Origin of the sequence: Aeromonas sp. FL131, assembly GCF_049860615.1 — a bacterium.
Taxonomy (GTDB): Bacteria; Pseudomonadota; Gammaproteobacteria; order Enterobacterales; family Aeromonadaceae; genus Aeromonas; species Aeromonas hydrophila.
In genome coordinates this window covers 4,762,657-4,781,492 of the sequence record NZ_CP187595.1, presented here as the reverse complement: position 1 = coordinate 4,781,492, position 18,836 = coordinate 4,762,657, and the positions used below count along the sequence as shown (strand labels likewise).

Below are 18,836 nucleotides of genomic sequence, written 5' to 3'. Positions count from 1 at the left end.
GCGCCCAGCCTCCGGCATCTACTCGAGCCGGAAGTGGCCCACGATCTCCCGCAGCCTGTCGTAGGTCTGCTGCATCGCAGCGGAGCTGGCTACCGTCTCCTCCCCGTTGTGAGTCAGCTGGCGGATCACCTCGGCAATCGCACTCATGTTGCGATTGATCTCTTCAGCTACCGCACTCTGCTGTTCCGCCGCCGTGGCGATGTGGCTGATAAGATCGTTGATCTCCACCACCTCTCCCGCCATCAGATCCAGCGACTCATTGACCCTGGTAGTGTTCTCGGCCGCCCCCTGGCAACTCTGTTTGGTGTTGCTCATGGCATCCACCACCGTCTGGGTACCCCGCTGCAGACTGGCCAGCATGGCCTGAATCTCCGCCGTGCTCTGCTGGGTGCGAGCGGCGAGGGAACGCACCTCGTCGGCCACCACCGCAAAACCGCGCCCCTGCTCGCCAGCACGGGCCGCCTCGATGGCGGCGTTGAGGGCCAGCAGGTTGGTCTGCTCGGCTATGCTGCCAATCACGCCCAGTACTGAACCAATCTGCTGCACATCTTGCTGCATCGCCTCGATGGAGCGGGCAGTGGCCTCCACCTCGTCCACCAGCGCCATCACGCTGGCCATGGCCTGATCCACCACCTGGCGGGACTGGCTCGCCAGCTGCTGGCTCTGGCCGGTCAACTGGGCCGTGCTGGCCGCACTCTCCGAGACGGAGACGGCGGTGCGGCTCATCTCATTGATGGCGGTCACCACCTGTTCGGTTTCCCGCACATGATCCGCCAGCAGGGACTGGGCGGCGCCGGTCTGGCTGGCCAGCCCCTCGATACCGCTGTTGAGCTGGCCGCTGGCCTGTCGTACCTCGTTCATCATCTCCTGCAGCCGCTCGATAAAGCGGTTGATGCCGGCCGAAATCTGGCCCAGATCATCGGTACTGGTTACCGCCAGCCGGCGAGTCAGATCGCCGCTGCCACGGGAGAGCTCCAGCACCAGGTCCCGCAGCGAAAGGATGGGACGATAAGCGAGATTGAGCGCCAGTACGGCGAGCACCATCACCACCACCGCCACCCCGAGCAACGCCATGATGATCTGGCCGTTGAGCGCCTGGGTCATGGTGCGGATGTAGTCGAGATCGATGTAGCCGGTCAGCGTCCAGCTGCTGCCACGGATATCCAGCGGATTGGGACGAGCCTCGTTCTCCCCCTGCGGCTTGCTGCTGTAGAGCACATTGCCCTGGCCATCGGCCAGCGAGAAGTAACGCCCCTCGCCGCTCACCTTCTCCAGCAGGTTCTTGAACTCGCTCATGTCGAGGTAATAAAGGTAGGCTGAGTCAGCCCCTCGCGGCACCAGAATGGAGATGACGGGTTTGCCATCCACCTGCTGCAGCGGGCTGACGGTGATCTGGTTGTTGGCGGCGGGGATCAGCTTGCGCAGCGCATCAACCTTGGCCGTATCGTTGATGACCCCGCTCACGTCGAACGCCATGTCGCCAATAACCTTGACGATATTGTGAAAGCCGGTCTCTTCCAGCGTCTTCTTGACGTTGGTCACCCCGAAGTTGAGGTTGGCCGCCAGCAGGATTTTCTGATTGATGTCGCTGGCCAGCTTCTCTTTGACCAAGGTGATCTGCTCGTTGATGTTCTGAGTGGCCTGGGTGCGGATGTAGGCGCTGATGAAGTGATTGACGCTGAACCAGGCAGTGCCGATGGTGACCAGAATGGCCAGCAGCAACAGGACGTAAATCTTGACCTTGAATGGCATGGGATCCCTCCAGAAGAGAGGGCTGGCACTGCCAACCCTCTCTGCCAATCGTTATTTCTTCTTGGCGTACTTCATGGAGTCCAGCGCCACCGCCAGAATGATGATGCCGCCCTTGATGATGAACTGCCAGTAAGGGCTGACCCCGATATAGGTCAAACCATAGTTGATCAATGTAAAGATGAGTACCCCGGTGATCACCCCGGCGACCGTGCCCACCCCGCCGGCAAACGACACCCCGCCCACCACGCAGGCGGCGATGGCATCGAGTTCATACATGAAGCCAAGGTTGTTGGTAGCACTGCCGATGCGGCCCGCTTCCAGCATGCCGCCGAAGGCGTAGAACACCCCTGCCAGCGCATAGATCATCACCAGGTTGACTGCCACGTTGACGCCCGAAACCTTGGCGGCTTCCGGGTTGCCGCCGATGGCGAAGATGTTCTTGCCAAAGCGGGTCTTGTTCCACAGCACCCAGACGAACACGCTGGCGATAGCGGCGTAGAAGGTCAGATAGGATAGCTTGAAGCCGCCCAGCTTGATGAACCCCTGCGCGAAGCTGGAGAAACGAGGATCGAAACCGGCTACCGGCGAGGCGCCCACCGAGTCAAAGTAGAGGGAGTTGATACCGTAGACGATGATCATGGTCCCCAGGGTGGTAATGAACGGGGTGACGTTCAGATAAGCCACGATAAGGCCGTTGACCAGACCGATCAGGGCCCCCACCACGCACACCAGCAGGATCACCGCCGGAATAGGCACTTCGCCCAGGCTGGGAAACACCTTGTTGACGTTGGTCAGCGCCTGCAGCATGGTCGCCGCGATGAGCGCTGCCAGGCCGACCTGACGACCGGCCGACAGATCCGTACCCTGGGTGATGATGATGCCAGCCACCCCCAGCGCAATGATGACCCGTACCGAAGACTGGGTCAGGATGTTGCTGAAGTTGGTGAGACTCAGGAAGGAGGGTTCCTTGATCACGATGATCATGAGCAGCACCAGCAGCACCACGTAGATGCCGTTCTCCTTGAGCGCCCGCATCAGATTGAAATTTTTAGCCGACTCCATAAATGTCTTCCTGTCTCTAGAGGTACAGAGATGCCAGGCGCAGTATCTCGCTCTGGTCAGTTTCTTTGGTATTGACGATCCCGGCGACCCGGCCATTGCTCATGACCATGATGCGATCCGTGATGCCGAGCAGTTCGGGCATTTCCGACGAGATGATGATGATGCCCTTGTCCTTCTTCGCCAGCTCCAAGATGAGCTGGTAAATCTCGAACTTGGCCCCCACGTCGATGCCGCGAGTCGGTTCATCCAGCATCAGGATCTCCGGCTGGGTCAGCAGCCAGCGGCCGATGATCACCTTCTGCTGGTTGCCCCCAGAGAGGGAACCGATCTGGGTCTGCTGGGTCGGTGTCTTGACCCGCATGGAGTCGATGACCCACTGGGTATCGCTCTTCATCTTGTTGTCGCTGAGCAGCCCCATGGAACCCTTGTAGTTGTCCATGTTGGCGATCAAGGAGTTGAAGGCGATATCGAGACGCGAATAGATGCCGGTGGAGCGCCGCTCCTCGGTCACCAGTGCAAAGCCGTTGCGGATTGCCTCGTGGGCATTGTGGTTCGCCACCGGCTGACCGTGCAGCTTGATGATCCCTTCACTGCGATCACGGATGCCGAACAGGGTCTCGACGATGTCGGTACGCTTGGCCCCCACCAGTCCGGCGATGCCGAGGATCTCCCCCTTGTGCAGGTTGAAGGTGATGTCCTGAATGGAGGGTTGGTTCTTCGCCGTCAGGTGCTCGACTTCGAGGATCACCTCTTTCGGCTGGTTGGTCTTCTCCGGGAAGCGCTGGGTCAACTCACGACCGACCATCATGCCGATGATCTGATCCATGGTCATGCCCTTGAGCGGCTGGGTCGCCACCCACTGGCCATCCCGCAATATGGTGATCTCGTCACACAGCTGGAAGATCTCTTCCATCTTGTGGGAGATGTAGACGATGCCGCAGCCCTTCTCCTTGAGCTTGTTGATGATCTTGAAGAGGTGGCTCACCTCTTTCTCGGTCAGCGAGGAGGTGGGCTCGTCCATGATGACGATCTTGGCGTCATAGGAGAACGCCTTGGCGATCTCGATCATCTGCATCTGGGAGACGGAGAGGGTACCGACCTTGACCCGCGGGTCAATGTCGATGTCCAGCTCGTCGAAGATATGCTTGGTGTCCTGATACATCTTGCCGTGGTCGACGAACAGCCCCTTGGTGGGATAGCGACCGAGCCACATGTTGTCCATCACCGAGCGTTGCAGCACCAGGTTCAACTCCTGATGCACCATGGAGACGCCATTCTCCAGCGCCTCTTTGGAGGAGGTGAAGTTGATCTCCTGCCCCTTGAAGAAGATCTTGCCCTGATCCTTCTCGTAAATGCCGAACAGGCACTTGAGCAACGTGGATTTTCCTGCCCCGTTCTCGCCCATCAACGCATGCACAGAATGAGGACGGACCCGTAAATTGACATTATCGAGTGCCTTGACGCCGGGAAAGCTTTTACTGACGTCAATCATCTCCAACAGCCATTCTGATTGTTGCTGTGTTGTCATATCAGCCATCACATCTGGTTGAAACTGAGGGCAAGGGGAGACCCCTTGCCCGGGAGGAGGGAATTATTCGAATTTGGACAGGTTGTCAGCATCGACACCAACGTAGGGAACGCGCACAACCTTGTTGACGATGTTCCACTTGGTACCTTCACCGGCCGCTTTGCCTTCTGCCAGGTTCTTGGTCAGCTCGTAAGTCGCCTTGGCCTGGTTGGCGGCATCGTTCAGCACGGTACCGGCCATGGCACCGCTCTTGACCAGTGCCAGCGCTTCCGGCAGAGCATCAACCCCGAATACCGGGATGGCGGTCTTGCCCTGAGCCTTCAGCGACTCGACGGCACCCATCGCCATGCCATCGTTGTTGGCGATGACCACTTCGATCTTGTTGGCGTTGGGGCCGGAGATCCAGGCGTCCATCTTGTCCTTGGCCATGGCGGTATCCCACATACCGGTATCCATGTGCAGTTGCTCGGTCTTGATGCCGCCGTCGTTCAGGGTCTTGATGACGTAGGTGGTACGGGCTTCGGCATCGGGGTGACCCGGCTCCCCTTTCAGCAGCACGAACTGGATGACGCCATCCTTGTTCAGATCCCAGGCCGGGTTGGCTTTCCAGTGCTTGGCGATCAATTGACCCTGGATGATGCCTGACTCCTTGGAGTCGGTACCCACGTAGTAAGCCTTGTCATAGCTGGCGAGATCGGCAGCGCTCGGCTCCTTGTTGTAGAACACCACGGGCACGTCCTCGCCACGGGCCTTCTCGATCACGACCGGGGCCGCCGCCGGGTCAACCAGGTTGATGGCCAGCGCCTTCACGCCTTTGGCCAGCAGTACGTCGACCTGATCGTTCTGCTTGGACTGGTCATTCTGGGAGTCATTCATCAGCAGCTCCACCCCCGGGTTGGCCGCCGCTTCCTTCTCGATTGCCTTGCGCACTACCGCCATGAAGTTGTCGTCGTATTTGTAGACGGTCACCCCGATGCGGGTTTCGGCATGAGCGGTGGCCCCAGCCATCAGGCTCATCAGTACGGCGGCAATGGTCGTGATCTTTTTCATTGTTATGCTCCGATCTCTCTATCTGTTTTTGTAGGGAATGCTGTACACCAAGTGAACTGGCGCCAGCCTAATGTAATCAGTTTGTTGTATGACAATCTGTGATCATGACAACAAAATGAAAACGTTTACACTCTGTTACATAGCAACAAATCAATTAAAAATCATGCAGTTACATTTGATTGCCGACGCGAGAGCCCTGAACGAGGCTCTCTCTTGTTAAGCAATCACTCAGATTCAGCGTAGAACACAGTTCCAATAGTAGCCGCCCGGCTGTAACCAATATTCCGGCCGCACGCTCTGGCTCCAGGAGTCATCGCCCCCAATCCCCATATGAAAGCCATCGAGACAGAGGTGCAGCCCTCCCTCGGCCACCAGATCGGTCTGATGGCGGGCCTGTGCCAGCTGCTGCTGACTGAAGCGGCTCAAGCTGAAATGGAACAGCCCCTCGACCTCGACACTACCCAGCTGCAGCTGGCGGGTGTCACAGCGCAGTCCGTTGTCGGTCGGGAACACATACGCGGTGTGCAGCGCATCGAGCGACGACTGCCAGCGACCGAGGTCGGCAGCCAGCAGGCGATCCGGATAATTCTCATGCGGACCGCGCCCCAGCCAGCTCACCTCCTCCCCTGTCACCAGCACCTCGTCGGTCAGCCAGAGCCGGGCGCCGATACGTGGCAGAGATGGCATCTCGGCCGCCACTTCCACTTCGATGGCAAGGCGCATGGCGCCATCCTGATCGAATTCGTGGCGCCAGCGGGTCAGCAGCTTGAGCGTATCGCCGACGAAGTAGCCGTGGCGTACCGTCACAACCCCTTGGTCAGGGCTCACTACCAGATCGAGGCAGCGGTGCTGCAACTCATTGAGCCCGGCTTCCTGCCAGCGAGCGATCCAGGCGTTGGGATCGGCGTGGTCCGCCTCGCTGGTACCGATGTCGTTGTCGAGCGGTGCCCGATAGAAATGATCGGCTATGGCCTCTTTCAGTTGCTCGCGCCCCAGCTTGCACCAGCTTTGGACGCGGCCGCTGGCCTTGTCCAGCCGCCACTCGCTGGCGGCCGCCCGGATCTGCCAGCCATCCGCCAGCTCGATAAAGGTGGCCGGCGTGCGGGTGGCGGGCAGTGCCAGCGGCGCAGGCAGCATGCATTGCTGGCGCGCCACCTCGTGACCAGCCGCTGACCAGGGCGTGGCGGCGGGCTGCACGATGGCGAGATCCAGCCAGGCGAGCGCCCCCGGCGCAAAGGCCGGCAGCCGCTCCAGCAGAGTCAGCGTCATGCTTCCCTGCGGTGCCAGGGTGAGTGGGCATTCACCCTGGCTCACCACTACGCCGTCTTCGCACAGCCGCCACTGCAGCCGCTCGTTGTCCGTCTCGCGAAACAGGTATTCGCTGCGGATCTCGACCGTCAGCGGCTGGCGCTCGAGCAGCCTCAACCCGAACGGCTGCTGGGCCCGCTTGGCCTCAAACAGGGCGGGATGAGGGGTGCGGTCAGGGAAAACCAAACCGTTGCAGCAGAACTGGCGATCATTCGGGGTATCGCCGAAATCACCGCCATAGGCCCAGAAATGGCGGCCATCATCGGTCAGCTTGTCCAGTCCCTGATCGACCCAATCCCAGACGAAACCACCCTGCAACCGCGGATGATCGCGAAATGCCTGCCAGTAGTGGGCATAGCCCCCCAGGCTGTTGCCCATGGCGTGGGCGTATTCACACAGGAGCAGCGGGCGGGTCTCCCCCGGCAGGCCGATCCACTTGGCCAGCGCCCACTTGGGCACCGCCGGGAAAGGCTGATCCTGGTGGGTGCGGGCATACATGGGGCAGATGATGTCGGTGGCCGGCGTATCGGCCCCACCCCCTTCGTATTGCACCGGACGGCTCGGATCCGACTGCTTGACCCAGCCATACATGGCATCGTGGGCCGAGCCGTAGCCTGACTCGTTGCCAAGGGACCAGATGATGATGCTGGGGTGATTGAAGTCGCGAGCCACCATGCGGGTCACCCGCTCCAGGAAGGCGTTGCTCCAGGCGGGATCTCGTGCCAGCCGCCCCATGGGGGTCATGCCGTGGGTCTCCAGGTTTGCCTCGTCCACCACGTAGAGGCCGAGCCGGTCGCACAGCCGATAAAGCTCGGGGTGATTGGGGTAATGAGAGCAGCGCACCGCGTTGAAGTTGTGCCGCTTCATCAACAGCAGATCCTGCTCGATAGCGGCGGGGGTCACCACATGGCCGCTGGCCGCATCGTGTTCGTGGCGGTTGGCGCCGCGAATGAGCAGCGGCTGGCCGTTGACCCGCAGCAGTCCGCCACGGATCTCCACCGCCCGAAAGCCCACGTCATAGGCTTCGCTCTCGATGGGTTCCCCCTGCTCGTCCAGCAGAGTCAGGGTGAGGCGATAGAGGTGGGGGGTCTCGGCGCTCCACTTGCGCGGGGCCGCCACCTCGAGCCAGCACTCGGCGCGATCGTCATACGCCCCTTTCTCGTCAATGGCTTGCGTGCCGATCGGCTGGCGCAGGGTCGCCACCCGCTCGCCGCCGTCATAGAGATTGGCCGCCACCGACAGACCGACCCCATTGGCCGCCTGCAACGCGATCTTGAGGCGGCCATCGCGATAGCAGGCGTCCAGCTCTGGGGTGACCCGGATGTCCATCAGATGGCGGACCGGTTTGTGCAGCAGGCTGACGGAGCGGAAGATACCGCTCATGCGCCACATGTCCTGATCTTCCAGGTAGGAGCCGTCAGACCAGCGCAGCACCAGCACTGCCAGCCGGTTGTCACCGCCGCAGAGGAAAGAGGTCAGGTCAAATTCGGCAGGCAGCCGGCTGTCCTGGGAGTAACCGACCCAGCGACCGTTGCAGAAGAGGTGAAAGGCACTGTCCACCCCGTCGAAGATGATCCGGGTCTGACCGCTGGCGAGCCAGTCGGCCGGCACGCAGAACTCGCGGGAGTAGCAGCCGGTGGGATTCTCGGCCGGCACCCGCGGTGGATCGCACGGGAACGGATATTTGATGTTGGTGTAGATGGGCACATCCGTCGCAGGCCGCAACCCTGGGTAGGCCGCATCCAGCTGCCAGTTGCCCGGCACCTTGATGGGACAGGCATCCGGCAGATCCTCGACCAGCCACTGCTCCGGCACCAGCTCGGGCGCCGCGAAGAAGGAGAAACGCCACTCCCCATCCAGCAGGGTACGCGATGGCGAGGCGAGATCATCCCGCGCCGCAGCTTCGCTGCGCCAACTGAACAAGGGGGTATGGGCAGGCAACCGATTCACTGCGGTAATCGCCTGGGTCTGCCAGTCCTGACGGGCCACTATCTCCCTGAGCATTCTTCTCTCTCCCTGCATGAACGCCGAAAACGTATGCAGTGTAGGGGAGTTTTGCCCGGTGATCGGCGATCTCGCTCACACAGATGTAAACGATTACACTGAATTTGTTAAGTAAAACAGGGTAAAAATGCGCTAAATGCAGGTAAAAGGCGAAGGCTCCGGATCAGGCGCCGCAAAAACGGCGATCCGGAGCGATAAACGGAGGTAAATGAAAGGGATCAGCTTCGAACGGGCGCCACCGAGTGGCGGTTGATCAGGGTCGGGGTGTAAATGCGGCTCTGCACCGCCTCGCTTTCGCCCGCCGCCAGCTGCAGTGCCAGCTTGGCCGCCTGGGCAGCCATCAGTTCAACCGGGTAGCGCATGGTGGAGAGCTTGGGGCGCAGGTATCTGGCATAGATGATGTCATCGAAGCCCACCACCGACACCTCCTCCGGCACCTTGAGGCCGTTGTCCGCCAGCACCGAAATGGCCCCCGCCGCCATGGCATCGTTGTAGGCCACCACGGCCGTGATGGGCAGCCCCTTGGCCAGCAGGTTGAGCATGGCGCGCTCGCCGCCCTCCTCGTTGGGCATGCCGCTCTCCACCAGCTCGGGATCGGCGCGCAGCCCCGCCTCGGCCAGCGCATCCTGATAGCCCTGCAGCCGCAGGATGGCATCTTCGATGGCGTGATCCGAACTGAGGAAGGCGATGTGGCGGTGGCCCAGCTCCAGCAGATGGCGGGTCGCCGTGGCCGCCCCCTGCCGGTTGTTGAGGGCGATGCAGCGCCCCTTGAGTGCCGGGATGTCGCGGTTGATCAGCACCATGCCGGGCACCCGCAGCGCGTAGTCGATCAGCTCCTCGTCGCTCAGCGCCTTGCTGTGCACCACCAGCGCCTCGCAGCGCTTGCCGATCAGCAGTTCGATGGATTCGCGCTCCTGCCGTGCCTTGTGAAAACCATTACCCATCAACAGGTGCAGGCCCTGTTCCACCGCCACCGCGGCCACCCCCTTGACCAGGGCGCCGAAGAAGGGATCCGCCACGTCGCCCACCAGCACCCCCATGGTGTCACAGGTCTGGCTGACCAGTGCCCGCGCGTTGGCATTGGGGGTGTAGCCCAGTTCGGCCATGGCCTTCTGTACCACCTCGCGGGAAGCGGCACTGGCCTTGGGTGAGTTGTTCATCACCCGTGAAACCGTTGCCACCGATACGTTGGCCAAACGGGCGACATCCTTGATGGTACTCATGCTGTTTTCACTTATTTCACGGCTCGGGATGGCGCCATTATACCGAGCAATGTCACTGATAACAGGGGGGAAAACCATATTGCTGAAATGATGACCATCAAAACAAGTGTAATCGTTTACACATATTTGTTAGCCAGTTCACAGTTTGCCCGCCGGCCCCTCGGCTAGACTCCTTCACAGGCTTTTTTCAGCGTGGAGATGAGGATGAAAGTACTGGTCACCGGCGGCTGCGGCTACATCGGCAGCCACACCTGCCTGGCACTGCAAGCGGCTGGCATGGAGCCCGTGGTGGTGGACAACCTCTGCAACAGCAAGGCGGGCGTACTGGCTCGCATCGCCGCCATCAGCGGGCGCGAGCCCCGCTTCTATCAGGGGGACATCCGTGACCCGGCCCTGCTGGATCGCATCTTCAGCGAGCAACGGATCGACGCAGTGATCCACTTCGCCGCCCTCAAGGCGGTCGGCGAGTCCACCCGCCTCCCCCTCGCATACTACGAGAACAACCTGAGCGGCACCCTGGTATTGCTGCAGGCGATGCAGCGGGCCGGCGTCCATAACCTGGTGTTCAGCTCGTCGGCCACCGTCTACGGCGACCCGGCCAGCACCCCCATCCGGGAAGATTTCCCGCGCAGCGCCACCAACCCCTACGGCCGCTCCAAGCTGATCATCGAAGAGATCCTCGAGGATCTGCAGCGGGCCGAGCCGCACTGGAGCATGACCCTGCTGCGCTACTTCAACCCGGTCGGCGCCCACGAGTCGGGCACCATGGGGGAAGATCCCCAGGGGATCCCCAACAACCTCATGCCGTTTTTGACCCAGGTCGCCATCGGCCGGCGCGACTGCCTTTCCGTCTTTGGTAACGATTACCCTACTGTCGACGGCACCGGCGTGCGCGACTACATCCACGTGATGGATCTCGCCGAAGGGCACGTCAAAGCGTTGCAGCACTGCGCCAACAAAGGTGGCGTACACGTCTACAACCTGGGCACGGGCCAGGGCCAGAGCGTGCTGCAGATGGTCACGGCGTTCGAGACGGCCAGCGGCCGCCCCTTGCCCTATCGCATCGAACCAAGACGTCCCGGCGACATCGCCGAATGCTGGGCCGATCCCGCCAAGGCCGAGCGCGAGCTGGGCTGGCGAGCCCGAAGAGATCTGGCCGCCATGTGCGCCGACAGCTGGCGCTGGCAATCCGCCAACCCCCAGGGGTACGAGGCGTGATGTCCTTTTGCTCCCTTCTTCCGTCGCGGGAGAGGGGTCACAGATGAGCGGCGCACCCGCCCTCATCACTGCCCGCAATTCCTTTTATTGAGCTTGAGGAGTGATGATGTTCAACCCGGTTGATCACCCCCACCGTCGTTTCAACCCGCTGACCGGCCAATACGTGCTGGTCTCCCCTCACAGAGCCAAGCGTCCCTGGCAGGGCCAGGTCGAGAAGGTGAGCCAGGCGCCGAGCCAGGCCCATGACCCCGACTGTTTCCTCTGTGCCGGCAACAAGCGCGTCACCGGTGACCAGAACCCCGACTATCGGGACACCTTCGTCTTTACCAACGACTTCGCCGCCCTGATGCAGGACACCCCGGCCGCCAGTGGCGAGCAGGATCCCCTGCTCAAGCTGGAAGCCGCCCGTGGCACCAGCCGGGTCATCTGCTTCTCGCCGGATCACGGCAAGACCCTGCCCGAACTGCCCCTGCCTGCCATCGAGCAGGTGATCACCACCTGGATGGAGCAGGTGGCCGAGCTGTCGGCCCAGTGGGAGTGGGTGCAGGTGTTTGAAAACAAGGGCGCCGTCATGGGTTGCTCCAACCCGCACCCCCACGGTCAGCTGTGGGGCAGCGACTTCCTGCCCAATGAAATTGCCCGCGAAGAGCAGCACCAGCGCGACTGGCTGGCGGAGCACGGCCGCCCGCTGCTGGTCGACTACGTGGAGCGGGAGCTCAAAGACAGATCCCGTATCGTGGTGGAGACCGCCCACTGGCTGGCGGTAGTGCCCTTCTGGGCGGCCTGGCCGTTCGAGACCCTGCTGCTGCCCAAGCGCCACGTTCCCTCTCTGCTCGACCTCACCCCCGAGCTGCAGCAAGATCTGGCCATCGCGCTCAAGGAGCTCACCAGCCGCTACGACAACCTGTTCGAGTGCAGCTTCCCCTACTCCATGGGCTGGCACTTTGCTCCGCCCCGCTCCGACTGCCCAGAGGCGTGGCAACTGCATGCCCACTTCTATCCGCCGCTGCTGCGCTCCGCCACGGTGCGCAAATTCATGGTGGGCTTCGAGATGCTGGCCGAGACCCAGCGTGACCTTACCCCGGAACAAGCCGCGGAACGGCTGCGGGTGCTTTCCCCCATTCACTACAACCAGACCAATCAGGCCAACGAGGAGGCCCCATGACCCCGAGCCAGCGCGTCAGCGCCGTGTTTGCCGAGCAGTTTGAGCAACAACCCGACCTGCTGGTGCGGGCCCCCGGCCGCGTCAACCTCATCGGCGAGCACACCGACTACAACGACGGCTTCGTGTTGCCCTGCGCCATCGACTACGAGACCTGCGTCGCCATCGGCCTGCGCGATGACAGCCTGGTGCACGTGATCGCCGCCGACTACGGCAACCAGCGCGACCTGTTCGATCTCGACCAGCCCATCGGCCACCATGCCGACCAGCGCTGGAGCGACTACATCCGCGGGGTAGTGAAGTACCTGCAGGAACGAGGCTATCCGCTGCGCGGCCTCAATCTGGTGGTCTCCGGCAACGTGCCGCAGGGGGCCGGCCTCTCCTCTTCCGCCTCGCTGGAGGTGGCTATCGGCCAGGCTTTCAAGGAGGCACTTGGGCTCGCCATCACGCAGGCCGAGATTGCCCTCAACGGCCAGCAGGCGGAGAACCAGTTCGTCGGCTGCAACTGCGGCATCATGGACCAGATGATCTCCGCCAGCGGCAAACAGGATCATGCCCTGCTGCTCGACTGTCGCTCGCTGGAAACCCGCCTCATCCCCATGCCCACCGATCTGGCGGTGCTGATCGTCAACTCCAACGTGCGCCGCGGCCTGGTGGACAGTGAATACAACACCCGCCGCCAGCAGTGCGAAGCCGCCGCCCGTCACTACGGGGTCAAGGCGCTGCGCGATCTGGATCTGGCGGCGCTGGAAGCGGGCAAGGCCGGGCTGGATGAGGTCTGCTACCGCCGTGCCCGTCACGTGGTGGGCGACAACAGCCGCACCCTGGCCGCCGCCGACGCGCTGGCGCAAGGGGATCTGGTGCGCCTCGGCGAGCTGATGGCCGACTCCCACGCCGCCATGCGCGATGACTTCGAAATTACCGTGCCCGCCATCGATGGTCTGGTGGAGATCATCAAGGCCAGGATCGGCACCGAAGGCGGTGTGCGGATGACCGGTGGCGGCTTCGGTGGCTGCGTGGTCGCCCTGCTGCACCCCGACAAGGTGGCCGAGGTGATCGCCGCGGTCGATGCCGAGTACCCGGCCCGCTTCGGCCTCAAGGCCGACAGCTACGTCTGCCGCGCCAGCGCGGGGGCGGGAAAACTATGAGCCCATTGATGATGCAGACCGACGGCGACGTCTGCCGGATCGGCAACACAGGTGCAGGCAGACTATGAGCGATGCCATGATCCCGTTCGAGCTGGAAAACGAGGAGGGGCTGCGCCTGCGCGGCCTCGATTTCGGCGCCACCCTCACCTCCCTCACCCTGCCGGTGGCGGGCGGGCGCCGTGAAGTGCTGCTGGGCTGTGCCGATGAGGCCTACCCCGCCCAGCAGGTGTGGCTGGGGGCGGTGGCGGGGCGCTTTGCCAACCGCATCGGCGGCGCCGAACTGCTGCGCGACGGCCAGCGCTGGCCGCTGGATGCCAACCAGCCGCCCCACTGCCTGCACGGCGGACGGGCGGGGTTTCATCGCCAGCACTGGCAGATCAAGGAGCGGGAGGCGGACCGGGTCAGACTGACCCTGCTCTCCCGTAGCGGGGAGCAGGGCTTTCCCGGCAACCTGCGGGTCACGCTGGAGTACCGGCTGGAGCAGTGCGATCTGGTGGTGGATTTCGTCGCCAGCACGGATGCCGTGACCCCGGTCAGCCTCACCAGCCACACCTACTTCAATCTCGATGGACAAGCCGCCGACGGCGATGTTCGCGGCCACCTCATCCGCCTCAATGCCGACCGTTTCCTGCCGACCGACCCGAGCGGACTGCCGCTCGCGCTCGCACCGGTGGAGGGGCCGTTCGATCTGCGCCACGAACGCCTTATCGGACAAGATTGGCTGAGCCACCCCCAGCAGCAACAGGCCAAGGGGTATGACCACGCCTTTGTGCTCAACGGGCCGACCGCCGAGTGGGCGGCGCGGGTGGTCTCGGGGGATCGGCAGCTGGCGATGGAGGTCTATACCAACCAGCCCTCGCTGCAGTTCTACACCGGCAACTGGCTGGCCAATACGCCGGCACGCGATGGCCAACTCCATCAGGATCACGCCGGCTTCTGTCTGGAGGCTCAGCAGTTGCCGGACAGCCCCAACCGGCCCGAGCTGGGGGATCCCTGGCTGTTGCCGGGGCAGACCTATCGCCACCAGACCCGTTATCGCTTTATCGCCGCCGGCTGACCCCGGCGCCCTCCGCCAAGCCTGCGCTGACCACCCCAGGCGAGGCCGGGGCGGCGTCACCATTTCGCGGCACTCTGACTACACGCTGGCCCCGCGCGATCTTCCCCACGCCGATATGGCGGATGAAGAGGGCGCGGGGTCACCCGTCACATCCGCTCGCACACAAGTCCACGCAAGGAGTCGTTATGGATGATCACTACCTCGCCGCCCCCGACCGCTATCAGCGCCAGCCCTATCGACCCGCCGGTCGCCACGGCCTGCGCCTGCCCGGCATAGCTCTCGGCCTCTGGCACAACTTCGGCGCCGAGTGCGATCCCGCCACCGCGAAAGCCATGGTGCACCAGGCGTTCGATCTGGGTATCACCCACTTCGATCTGGCCAACAACTACGGGCCGCCGCCGGGGTCGGCCGAGATCACCTTCGGCAAGCTGCTCAAGGGGAGCCTGGCTCCCTATCGGGACGAGCTCATCATCGCCAGCAAGGCGGGATACATCATGTGGGATGGCCCCTACGGCGACGGCGGCAGTGCCAAATACCTGTTTGCCAGCCTGCACCAGAGCCTGCGCCGGCTCGGTCTGGACTACGTGGACATCTTCTATCACCACAGACCGGATCCGCGCACCCCGCTGGAGGAGACCTGTCAGGCGCTGGCCCTGATGGTACGTCAGGGCAAGGCGCTCTACGTCGGCCTCTCCAACTACCCGGCCCCGCTCGCCGCACAGGCCGCCGCCCGGCTGGCGGAGCTGGGCACCCCCTGTCTCGTCAATCAGCTCAAATACTCCCTGTTCCAGCGCGATATTGAGCCCGAAACCCTGCCGGTCTGCCGCGAACACGGCATGGGGGTGGTCGCCTTCTCCCCGCTGGCCGGCGGGCTGCTGAGCGATCGCTACCTGGCCGGCATTCCAGCAGATTCGCGCGCCGCCAGTGCCAGCCCCTTCCTCAAGCCCGAGCAGATCACCGCCGGGAAGCTGGCCACCATCCGTGCCCTGCACGCGCTGGCGCAGCAGCGGGGCCAGCCGCTGTCGCAACTGGCGCTGCAGTGGGTGCTGCGCGACTCTGTGGTGAGCTGTGCCCTGATCGGTGCCAGCAGCCCGCAGCAGATTGTCAGCGCGGTGGAAGCCCAGGCCCAGCCCCCGCTGGATGCGGCGCTGCTGCAGCAAATCGAGGGGATCCTGGCCAGTCAGGGCACCGCCTGATCGGGGCCAAGGCCGACGGCGAACAAATCTGACCCGAACGAAAACCCATGGCCCCTCCGTCGATCCCGCCGGCGGGGCCTGCCACCGACACAATATTCACTGGTTGCCCGCCCGATTTTCCTCCATCATTGGTCGCCCCTGGCTCGGCTCGGGGCCGACTTCATCCGGACCAATAATCAAGAGATCTGAAACATGACAGAGTCTTACGCCCTGTTTGTCGCCTTCGTGCTGGGCATAGTGGAGGGCCTGACCGAGTTCCTCCCCGTCTCCTCCACCGGCCACATGATCATCGTCGGCCACCTGCTTGGCTTCGACGGCCCCAAGGCTGCCACCTTCGAAGTGGTGATCCAGATGGGCTCCATCCTGGCGGTGGTTGCCGTGTTCTGGCGCCGCCTGTTTGGCCTGATCGGCATCCACTTCGGCCAGAAACCGGCGCAGGGACACGCCACCCTCTCGCTGGTGCACATCATCCTCGGCATGCTGCCTGCCGTGATCATCGGCCTCGCCATCCACAGCTGGATCAAGGCTAATCTGTTCGGCCCACAGACCGTGATGTACGCCCTGGTGGCCGGCGGCATCCTGCTGATCATCGCCGAGAAGTTCCGCCCGGCAGTGCGCTCCGAAACCCTGGACGACATCAGCTACAAGCAGGCGCTCGGTATCGGTCTGTTCCAGTGTCTGGCGCTCTGGCCCGGTTTCTCCCGCTCCGGTGCCACCATCAGCGGCGGCATGCTGATGGGGATCAGCCGCCAGGCGGCGGCCGAGTTCTCCTTCATCCTGGCGGTACCCATGATGGTGGCGGCCAGCGGGCTGGATCTCTACAAGAGCCGGGATCTGCTCTCCATGGCCGACTTCCCCATGTTCGCGGTGGGCTTCATCACCGCCTTCGTGGTGGCCATGATCGCCATCAAGACCTTCCTGGCGCTGATCCGTCGCCTCGACTTCATCCCGTTCGCCATCTACCGCTTCGTGGTGGCCTTCGCCGTCTATCTGGTGTTCGTCGCCTGATCCGGCCGCGACACCATGCAAAAAGGGACCTCGAGGGTCCCTTTTTTTATTGCCGCCATGGCTCAGTAGAGGCGATGGCTGATGCCGTTGAGCAGCCGCGACAATCCCTTGGTGAACTGGACCGGCGCATCCTGCACCGTGTAGCAGAGGCAGCCGTCCGGGGTGTGCGGGCTGTGGGCGTGGCTGGCATCGCGCCAGATGAAGTCCCCGGCCTGATAGCGGATGTCGCCATCTTCGATGGTGCCAGCCAGCAGCAGGGTCAGCTCGTAGCCCTTGTGAGTGTGCTCCGGGATGCGGCCACCCGCCTCTATGTGCAGCAGGCTGGCGCGGGCCCCCTGCTCGTCGAGCGGCAGGCTCACCTGCCGGATGGCACCGATGTGGCGCCAGCTGGAGGCGTGATGTCGGGCCAGCACCCGCGGCAACCGGTACGACTGGCCCGCCACCTGCAGCTCGGGCTGGACCGCCGCCGACTGACTCAACGCGGCCGCACTGGCCACCGGCTGCTGCAGGATGCCGGCCAGCATGGCATCGAACGCCGCCGGCAAGGGCTCGCACTCTTCGGCCGGCGCCAGGTATTGCCGGGCCAGCTCCTCTTCGCAGGCCCGCAGCCGGGCCGCGCAATCGGGGCAGAGCTCGCAGTGGGCGGAAACGCCGACGGCCAGCGGCAGGGGCAGTTCGTCGGCGGCAAAGGCGCGCAACATGGCCTGAACGGGATGGGCTTTAATCATGGCCTTGCTCCACTTGTTCCTTCAATTTTTGTAATGCCAGTCTGAGGCGGGATTTGATGGTGCCGAGCGGCACGCCGAGCCGGTCTGCCAGCTCCTGCTGGGAGAGCTCCTGCAGGTAGATGCCGCGCACCACCTGCTGCTGCGATTCCGGCAGGGTACCGACGTAATGGGCCATCTGGCGGGTCAGCACGGCGTCTTCGCCGCCGCTCAGGTGCTCCTCTTCCGCCCTGAACTCCAGCATGGGCCACAGCTCCTCGGCACAGAGTTCTTCTTTGCTGGCGCGGCGTCGGCGCAGCATGTCGAAGCCCTGATTGCGCATCACTGTGTAGATCCAGGTGGTGGCACCCCCCTTGTCGGGGTGATAGAGCCGGGCCTTCTGCCACACCAGCAACATGGTCTCCTGCACCAGTTCCATGGCGTTGGCCTCGCTGCCGAGGTGGCGCAGCCCGTAGCTGCGGATGCGCGGGGCAAAGTGCTGGAACAGGGTGGCGAAGGCGGCCTTGTCGCCATGCTCGGCCACCCGCACCAGCAGGGATTTCAGATCGCCGGCGGGGTCATCCATGGGGGGCGATATCCTGTGCGGAGTCGATTGTGATTGGCCAGTATATGCCATGGCGCCGTACCTTGAAGAGGGTGATGAGTGCCAATACGTGCGCCGCGGCAAAAGGATCACCGGCGCCGTATCAAAGAGGGCTCAATGGCTGGCGACCAGCAACCCGCTCAGCAGGGAGAGCGCCGGCTGGTTGTCTTCCGCCGCCACCAGCCACTGCTTCTGCTCCACCGGGATCGGCAGCACCTCCAGCCAGCGCTGGGCCACCCAGCTGGCATCGCCCCAGTCGGGGTTGCGATAGAGGGCCGCGTATTCCGGGTAGTCCTCGAACACCTCCTGCAGCGCCCTGGCCAGCGAGTGCTGGTCGGCATTGAGCCGGCCGGTACGCCAGGGGGGCAACTGCTCCACCTCCCCAATCCGCAAGCCGTCTGCCTCCTGCCACAGATCGGTGATCCTGACCCGCTCCATGCCAAGCACCGTGATGCCGAGCAGGCCGTCCGGCAGTTGATCGAAGTCGACGATCCGCACCCGGGTGGCGATGGGGTACATGTTGCGCAGCGTATCGGGCTGGCGGGGATCCAGCATGCAGAGGGCGAAGCCCTGATCTCCCGCCTGGGCGATCATGCGCTGGTATCTGGGCTCGAAGATGCGCAGCGGCATGATGCCGCCGGGCAGCAGATGGGCCGAGAGGGGAAACAGCGCCAGTTTCATCGACAGATTCCTCGGTAAAAGGTCCCTGTTGATACGACCGTGCCGACGGGGCAGATCATTCAGAACGAGTTGGAATAAAAAACCCCTTAACAATCAGGGGAAAATAGCCTGGACAAGCCGCTTCGATATGC

Annotated in this window: 15 protein-coding genes; 6 read left to right on the top strand and 9 right to left on the bottom strand. The window is 63.2% G+C overall.

Translation table 11 applies throughout. The features are described from left to right. Positions 1-18 precede the first annotated feature (18 nt). The 6 genes from ACPW75_RS22245 to ACPW75_RS22220 form a co-directional block, all read right to left on the bottom strand. Positions 19-1,752 carry a methyl-accepting chemotaxis protein gene (locus ACPW75_RS22245; protein ID WP_077095706.1) on the bottom strand — a complete coding sequence of 578 codons (1,734 nt, stop codon included), beginning with the start codon at positions 1,750-1,752 and terminating at the stop codon, positions 19-21. 51 nt (positions 1,753-1,803) lie between these two features. Continuing rightward, positions 1,804-2,814 carry a galactose/methyl galactoside ABC transporter permease MglC gene (mglC, locus tag ACPW75_RS22240; protein WP_011707760.1) on the bottom strand — a complete coding sequence of 337 codons (1,011 nt, stop codon included), beginning with the start codon at positions 2,812-2,814 and terminating at the stop codon, positions 1,804-1,806. A gap of 16 nt (positions 2,815-2,830) precedes the next feature. Next, entirely contained in the window at positions 2,831-4,351 is a 1,521-nt protein-coding gene (mglA, locus tag ACPW75_RS22235; RefSeq protein ID WP_011707761.1) for a galactose/methyl galactoside ABC transporter ATP-binding protein MglA, read from the bottom strand. A 54-nt stretch (positions 4,352-4,405) separates the two neighbouring features. Beyond that, positions 4,406-5,392 carry a galactose/glucose ABC transporter substrate-binding protein MglB gene (mglB, locus tag ACPW75_RS22230; RefSeq protein ID WP_011707762.1) on the bottom strand — a complete coding sequence of 329 codons (987 nt, stop codon included), beginning with the start codon at positions 5,390-5,392 and terminating at the stop codon, positions 4,406-4,408. A gap of 234 nt (positions 5,393-5,626) precedes the next feature. Then, positions 5,627-8,704 (bottom strand): beta-galactosidase, encoded by a 3,078-nt coding sequence (locus ACPW75_RS22225; protein WP_077095707.1) that lies wholly within the window; start codon positions 8,702-8,704, stop codon positions 5,627-5,629. A gap of 218 nt (positions 8,705-8,922) precedes the next feature. After that, positions 8,923-9,927, bottom strand: coding sequence for a substrate-binding domain-containing protein (locus ACPW75_RS22220; RefSeq protein WP_011707764.1), 1,005 nt, complete (start codon positions 9,925-9,927; stop codon positions 8,923-8,925). Between the two features lie 204 nt (positions 9,928-10,131). Between ACPW75_RS22220 and galE the strand changes: the two genes are divergently transcribed. From galE to bacA, 6 genes are all read left to right on the top strand, one after another. Beyond that, entirely contained in the window at positions 10,132-11,145 is a 1,014-nt protein-coding gene (galE, locus tag ACPW75_RS22215; RefSeq protein ID WP_077095708.1) for a UDP-glucose 4-epimerase GalE, read from the top strand. Between the two features lie 106 nt (positions 11,146-11,251). Continuing rightward, positions 11,252-12,310, top strand: coding sequence for a UDP-glucose--hexose-1-phosphate uridylyltransferase (locus tag ACPW75_RS22210; protein WP_077095743.1), 1,059 nt, complete (start codon positions 11,252-11,254; stop codon positions 12,308-12,310). Then, positions 12,307-13,455 carry a galactokinase gene (galK, locus tag ACPW75_RS22205; protein ID WP_011707767.1) on the top strand — a complete coding sequence of 383 codons (1,149 nt, stop codon included), beginning with the start codon at positions 12,307-12,309 and terminating at the stop codon, positions 13,453-13,455. Before ACPW75_RS22210 ends, galK begins: the two co-directional genes overlap by 4 nt. A gap of 64 nt (positions 13,456-13,519) precedes the next feature. Further along, positions 13,520-14,512: a galactose-1-epimerase gene (gene galM / locus ACPW75_RS22200; protein ID WP_179101346.1), complete on the top strand. Its 993-nt coding sequence runs from the start codon at positions 13,520-13,522 to the stop codon at positions 14,510-14,512. A 185-nt stretch (positions 14,513-14,697) separates the two neighbouring features. Beyond that, complete coding sequence (locus ACPW75_RS22195; protein ID WP_077095710.1) at positions 14,698-15,708, top strand: aldo/keto reductase; 1,011 nt, start codon at positions 14,698-14,700, stop codon at positions 15,706-15,708. Positions 15,709-15,900: 192 nt separating this feature from the next. Beyond that, complete coding sequence (gene bacA / locus ACPW75_RS22190; RefSeq protein WP_016352313.1) at positions 15,901-16,716, top strand: undecaprenyl-diphosphate phosphatase; 816 nt, start codon at positions 15,901-15,903, stop codon at positions 16,714-16,716. A 62-nt stretch (positions 16,717-16,778) separates the two neighbouring features. Here bacA and ACPW75_RS22185 read toward each other — a convergent pair whose 3' ends face one another. The 3 genes from ACPW75_RS22185 to ACPW75_RS22175 form a co-directional block, all read right to left on the bottom strand. Next, entirely contained in the window at positions 16,779-17,444 is a 666-nt protein-coding gene (locus tag ACPW75_RS22185; protein ID WP_077095711.1) for a ChrR family anti-sigma-E factor, read from the bottom strand. Further along, complete coding sequence (locus ACPW75_RS22180) at positions 17,437-18,006, bottom strand: sigma-70 family RNA polymerase sigma factor (RefSeq protein ID WP_179101347.1); 570 nt, start codon at positions 18,004-18,006, stop codon at positions 17,437-17,439. The genes ACPW75_RS22185 and ACPW75_RS22180 overlap by 8 nt, the downstream gene beginning before the upstream one ends. A 132-nt stretch (positions 18,007-18,138) precedes the next feature. After that, positions 18,139-18,705: an LON peptidase substrate-binding domain-containing protein gene (locus ACPW75_RS22175; RefSeq protein ID WP_179101348.1), complete on the bottom strand. Its 567-nt coding sequence runs from the start codon at positions 18,703-18,705 to the stop codon at positions 18,139-18,141. Positions 18,706-18,836 lie beyond the last annotated feature (131 nt).

Excerpts from the sequence above, each read along its gene's own strand:
- ACPW75_RS22245 (WP_077095706.1), bottom strand. The coding sequence starts at position 1,752 with ATGCCATTCAAGGTCAAGATTTACGTCCTGTTGCTGCTGGCCATTCTG.
- mglC (WP_011707760.1), bottom strand. The coding sequence starts at position 2,814 with ATGGAGTCGGCTAAAAATTTCAATCTGATGCGGGCGCTCAAGGAGAAC.
- mglA (WP_011707761.1), bottom strand. The coding sequence starts at position 4,351 with ATGGCTGATATGACAACACAGCAACAATCAGAATGGCTGTTGGAGATG.
- mglB (WP_011707762.1), bottom strand. The coding sequence starts at position 5,392 with ATGAAAAAGATCACGACCATTGCCGCCGTACTGATGAGCCTGATGGCT.
- ACPW75_RS22225 (WP_077095707.1), bottom strand. The coding sequence starts at position 8,704 with ATGCTCAGGGAGATAGTGGCCCGTCAGGACTGGCAGACCCAGGCGATT.
- ACPW75_RS22220 (WP_011707764.1), bottom strand. The coding sequence starts at position 9,927 with ATGAGTACCATCAAGGATGTCGCCCGTTTGGCCAACGTATCGGTGGCA.
- galE (WP_077095708.1), top strand. The coding sequence starts at position 10,132 with ATGAAAGTACTGGTCACCGGCGGCTGCGGCTACATCGGCAGCCACACC.
- ACPW75_RS22210 (WP_077095743.1), top strand. The coding sequence starts at position 11,252 with ATGTTCAACCCGGTTGATCACCCCCACCGTCGTTTCAACCCGCTGACC.
- galK (WP_011707767.1), top strand. The coding sequence starts at position 12,307 with ATGACCCCGAGCCAGCGCGTCAGCGCCGTGTTTGCCGAGCAGTTTGAG.
- galM (WP_179101346.1), top strand. The coding sequence starts at position 13,520 with ATGAGCGATGCCATGATCCCGTTCGAGCTGGAAAACGAGGAGGGGCTG.
- ACPW75_RS22195 (WP_077095710.1), top strand. The coding sequence starts at position 14,698 with ATGGATGATCACTACCTCGCCGCCCCCGACCGCTATCAGCGCCAGCCC.
- bacA (WP_016352313.1), top strand. The coding sequence starts at position 15,901 with ATGACAGAGTCTTACGCCCTGTTTGTCGCCTTCGTGCTGGGCATAGTG.
- ACPW75_RS22185 (WP_077095711.1), bottom strand. The coding sequence starts at position 17,444 with ATGATTAAAGCCCATCCCGTTCAGGCCATGTTGCGCGCCTTTGCCGCC.
- ACPW75_RS22180 (WP_179101347.1), bottom strand. The coding sequence starts at position 18,006 with ATGGATGACCCCGCCGGCGATCTGAAATCCCTGCTGGTGCGGGTGGCC.
- ACPW75_RS22175 (WP_179101348.1), bottom strand. The coding sequence starts at position 18,705 with ATGAAACTGGCGCTGTTTCCCCTCTCGGCCCATCTGCTGCCCGGCGGC.